Source organism: Dysgonomonas sp. HGC4, from assembly GCF_001261715.1.
Taxonomy (GTDB): domain Bacteria; phylum Bacteroidota; class Bacteroidia; order Bacteroidales; family Dysgonomonadaceae; genus Dysgonomonas_A.
Genome location: NZ_CVRU01000151.1, coordinates 1 through 5100 on the forward strand (window position 1 = coordinate 1; position 5100 = coordinate 5100).

Sequence of the window (5100 nt, forward strand, 5' to 3'; positions counted from 1 at the left end):
AAAACCACGCAATACACCTTGTGTGGTTTTTTATACAATCAAAGATATATACATTAAAATTTTTCTTTTATTATAAAAAGTACTATCTTCGCCCCTGTAAAATAACTCATTACAATAATGGCTCAAGTAAAATTAACAAATATATCGCTAGATAATAATCTAAACTTTAACTATTTAGGCTTGGTTAATTGTGCTGAAATATTAGAGAGAGAGAGAGAGAGAGAGAGAGAGAGAGAGAGAGAGAGTTAACTAGTATCCCTGTTAGTAATAAAGATATTTTAGGCGGAAGTTTTTGTCTTTTATCATTATGTTTTTTTTATTCGACTTCATTTTCCAAATTACTTTTTTCTTATACATATCCTTATTTTAGTTTAAAGAGAAACACCTTGTTCTCAATAGGGTTATTTTATCTACTAATTGATAAGTGTATTTCTTTTAAATTAACGAAGAGGTTTGTATCTAGTGTTCTGCGTAATTATGAATCTTCTTTTGCTATACTGAGAATTCCTTTTTCCTCATCTGTTATAGCTCTGTCTAAACTACAGCGATTGTTTTTTTTTAATTGGATTAATCTTAATCTAATTTCTTTTCACATGGCAAACTTAATATTTTTTCAAGGTTTCTTATTTTGGAAGTTTCTAATTAGGGTTTATTTGAAACCATGTGTGGAAATGAAGATTATCGCCATATATTTTATCCCCAATAAATATATTAATAGTTGTTTTGATAGGTTGATTCGTGTAGGTGGTCTGTTTTTTTGTTGTCATTCACAATTGACACGAATTAACCATTTACCTATGTCACAACTATGTCTGGCAGCAGTGTGTAGTGATTACATGCTGTTGTTTTTTATTTTAGAATTGTTTAATACTAAATATACTAACTAACTAATTTATATACAATAACGAATGAGAATAAAGCGATTTTTTTTGACTCTATTGTCTTTTTTTTGTGTCAGCTGGGTTTCTGCTCAAATTGGTATTAATACTGACAGTGCCGATATCAGGAGTGTTATACATATTGATGGAGCCGGAGATAATAGTACAAGTATCCCTACTAAATCTATGGATGATGTGATATTTACTAAAGATGGAAATCTTGGTATAGGAACAATTAGTCCACAAGCAAAAGTGGATGTAGAGGGAACTTTTAAGTACGTAGATGGCAATCAAAAAGATGGGCGAATATTGAGAAGCGATGCATTAGGTAATGCTAGATGGCAGGACTTTACTGTTATAAATATTGCCATGTGGCATACTATTAATAATAGCTTTCAAGTGCCTAATTACAATGAAATTAGACTCTCGGGTACATTATCTATAAGCACTGATACGGGTATTGGTATAGAGAATGTTGTGGCTACTTCTTCAGTAAAGGTACCTCCAGGAAGATATATCATATTTGTGTCTTCTAATTTTACTGAGATCCAAGAGAATGGGTGGTTTAAATTGTATTTGGAAGGAAATTCAACGGCCATATTTTCAACCTATTATAGTATGCAACTGTCAGGTGTTGCAGCTTATTTAGAAACTAGTTCTTCGGTCACGCTTTATCCAACCTTCCAAGCTGTGAATGATGGTGTTCCATATTTTAGGCAACCCTCATTTACTTCTAAATTAGATATGACATTTACATTTATGAAACTATAATCAAAGAAAAAAAAGTGTTTGCAAAATGAAAATATATATAATCATATTAATTGCTATTATTGTATCATTGATAGCAGAAGCCCAAATAGTGGGAGTTAATACACAATATCCTTTGCAACGTTTACATATTGATATTAATGGTAATAATACAGAGTTTACAACTATTAGTAGTGCCGAAACAGCAGATGATATTGTAGTAGACAATCAAGGTAATATGGGGATTGGGACAGCTAGTCCTACAGCAAAACTAGATATACGTAAAACTTTGCAGATTGCAGATGGAACACAAGCTAGTTATAGTTTATTTTCCTCAACAAATAGTGAAGGTTTAGGTAAGTGGGCTGATCCTAATACGCTTTTTAATCCTACAGCAACATGGCGTATATCGAGTAGTAGTATTACAATAAGTGGATTAACCTTTTTTAGAAATGCTGTGTACAGTGCTACTATTCAGGATAATGGAGTCGGAATTTCGAAGAATGCAGATTGTGTAGTAGTTCCTCCAGGTACTTATATTATCATATTTAGTGGAGAAATAGTGAATGTCTCCGAAAATTTACCGATGAGAATACTTGATGCAACTACAGTTGCATTAACTAATGCAGCGGCTCCGGAAGTTTGGGGTGCTGATTATTTTGAAAAGTTAGCTGGGTCTTCTTTTATGCTTTTTGTTACTAATCCGATGACATTGGGAATAAGAATGCATGGTTCCACAGGATCTAATATGCCAAGTCAGTACCCATTCTTTAAGTTTTCTCCTTTCAATAACGCTTCGGTTTGGTTTCAAATGATGTTTATAAAAGTGTCTTAAATAAAAAGAATAGATCATGAAATATGTATATATAATTATTTTATCAATTTGTTGTTTGTCTTATGCGTATGCACAAGTAGGTATTAATACGGTTTCACCACAAGGTATTTTTCATATTGACGCTAAAGGAAATAATGCTGCTGCGTTATCAGCAATAGAAGTTAATGATGACTTTGTTGTTTCTTTTAATGGAAATGTTGGGATTGGAGCTATGCCTTCAACTACAAGTAATGTTTTAATAAAGGGAGACTTAAGAATAAATGATGGTACAGCGGCAGAAGACTATGTTTTACAATCTGATGCTAATGGAAATGCCTCGTGGGCAAAACTGATAATGGGAGATAAGTCAATGATCTGGTATATTAGTAATAGCGGGTTTACCTTTACAGGAGCAGAGCAAGATATTAATGCTTCTAGTGCTTCTTCAGATTTCGTTTTAGAGATTAATCAAATAGGTGCGATCTTGGGGGGAGATAAATTGACTGTGACTATACCCAAAGGTCAATATTTTATGACTTTCAATGGCGATATAAATGGTTATGAATGGGGGACTACCAGAATTCGTGATATGACGAATAATACCGTATTGAAGGAATATGCTAATCGAAATTGGTTGACTGGAATTGGTGAATACTTATCTTTAGAACAAGATACAAAAATAAAGATAACATATACAATGGTTACCTATACTGCGGGACAAATTCCTGCTTTTTATTTAAATGCAGCTGATAAACCCAATAAATCAATTTATTACAGGCTATCATTGTTTAAGCTTAATATATAAGATTGATAATATTATAATTCAAAAAAAAGCCACCGATTCAAATAAGAACGGTGGCTTTTCTATATTAACGTGCAATTAATCAAACATGCGTCTGAAGTGACTGAATATTTTTTCTTTAACCGATTTGTTAGGTTGAAAATTGGGTGAATTCTCTAATCCTGAAAGAATATTCTTTTCAGCATCATCTAACTTTTCGGGTATATATACGCTTATGTTTATTAGTAAATCACCCGTTCCATAACGGTGAACGCTAGGCAAACCTTTGTTCTTTAAGCGAAGGACTTTTCCGGGTTGAGTTCCCGGATCAATTTTCACCTTCACTTTTCCGTCAATAGTTGGTATTTCTATATTACCTCCTAAAGCTGCTGTTGAAACGCTGAGTAGTAAATTATAAACTACATCGTTTTCGTCACGCAGAAGTTCGGGATGTGGTTCTTCTTCAACAACAATGAGTAAATCACCGTTCACGCCTCCATGGCGGGCAGCATTACCTTTTCCGCTCATCGATAGTTGCATACCTTCGGCAACTCCTGCTGGAATGTTGATAGTTATTACTTCCTCTTCTCTTATAATGCCTTCTCCTGAACAGTGAGGACATTTTTTAGTGATATTCTTACCTTCACCGTTACAAGAAGAACAAGTGGTTTGGGTTTGCATTTGCCCCAACATAGTGTTTACTATGCGGGTTTGTGTTCCCGATCCGTTACAAGTAGAACAAGTAGTGTAAGCGGTTCCGTTTTCAGACCCGTTTCCATTACAATGTTGACAAGCAACGTATTTCTTTACTTTTATTTTTTTCTCTACGCCTGTTGCTATTTCCTTAAGCGTAAGTTTTACTTTTACACGTAGGTCAGAACCTCTGTTGACGCGTCTTCCGCCGCCACCGCCGAATCCTCCTCCAAAGCCACCACCAAAATGACCTCCGAAGATATCGCCGAATTGCGAGAAGATGTCATCCATAGAGAATCCTCCACCTGCATGACCTCCAAAACCGCCGGGAGCTTCGTGCCCGTATCTGTCGTATTTGGCACGTTTTTGCTCATCGCTCAATATCTCATAAGCTTCGGCTGCTTCTTTAAATTTATCTTCGGCTTCAGCATTCCCCGGATTCTTGTCGGGGTGATATTGAATCGCTTTCTTTTTATACGCTTTTTTTATTTCCGTTATTGTCGCAGTCTTGGAAATTTCTAATACTTCGTAATAATCTCTTTTCTTCGCCATTTTTTTAGTTTTCTACCTAATAGTATTACGTGTAGTAATAAGGTCTGTAGCCTTATTTAGCAACAATTACTTTTGGGAAACGGATCACCTTGTCGTTCAGTGTGTATCCTTTTTGTATACAGTCTATTATTTTGTCTTTTTGATCTTCGCTTTGAGCCGGAATCGTTGTAATAGCTTCGTGCTTATCGGTGTCGAAAATCTCGCCCAACGAGTCTATTTCCTTTACTCCGTTTTGAGCTAAAAAATTTTGGAATTTGCTATAAATAAGCTCTACTCCTTCTTTAGCATCTTCTGGGATATTAGGCAAGGCTCTTTCGAAGTCATCCACAATTGACAGTACTCCTAAGATGGCTTTCTCATTACCGGTTTTCAATAAATCGGCTTTTTCTTTCATGGTTCGTCTGCGATAATTGTCAAACTCTGCATGTAAACGTAAATACGAATCGTTCAGATCTGCAAACTTTTTCTCTAAGTCGTCCGCCAGATTGGCACTGTCTTCGTTTTCGTTTACGTCATTAATCTGATCATTTGTCACATTTTCGATATTCAAATTATTCTCTTGTGACTCAAATTCTTCGTTTCTATTAGTATCCTTCATATCTTATATTACTTTCTATCTACTGTTATATACATAT

At 34.8% G+C, this 5100-nt stretch carries 5 protein-coding genes; 3 read left to right on the plus strand and 2 right to left on the minus strand.

The features are described 5' to 3' along the window. The first annotated feature begins 908 nt into the window (after positions 1-908). The 3 genes from HGC4_RS14605 to HGC4_RS14615 are packed head-to-tail and all read left to right on the plus strand — an operon-like array spanning position 909 to position 3244. Positions 909-1649, plus strand: coding sequence for a hypothetical protein (locus tag HGC4_RS14605; RefSeq protein ID WP_050710877.1), 741 nt, complete (start codon positions 909-911; stop codon positions 1647-1649). 25 nt (positions 1650-1674) lie between these two features. Beyond that, positions 1675-2460 carry a hypothetical protein gene (locus tag HGC4_RS14610; protein WP_050710878.1) on the plus strand — a complete coding sequence of 262 codons (786 nt, stop codon included), beginning with the start codon at positions 1675-1677 and terminating at the stop codon, positions 2458-2460. Positions 2461-2476: 16 nt separating this feature from the next. Then, positions 2477-3244, plus strand: a complete 768-nt coding sequence (locus tag HGC4_RS14615; RefSeq protein ID WP_050710879.1) for a hypothetical protein — start codon at positions 2477-2479, stop codon at positions 3242-3244. Between the two features lie 75 nt (positions 3245-3319). On the opposite strand, the gene dnaJ is transcribed toward HGC4_RS14615, so the two are convergent. After that, positions 3320-4465, minus strand: a complete 1146-nt coding sequence (dnaJ, locus tag HGC4_RS14620; protein ID WP_050710880.1) for a molecular chaperone DnaJ — start codon at positions 4463-4465, stop codon at positions 3320-3322. A 52-nt stretch (positions 4466-4517) separates the two neighbouring features. Next, a complete protein-coding gene (locus tag HGC4_RS14625) occupies positions 4518-5063 on the minus strand; it encodes a nucleotide exchange factor GrpE (protein WP_050710881.1) in 546 nt (181 codons plus the stop codon). Positions 5064-5100: the final 37 nt, after the last annotated feature.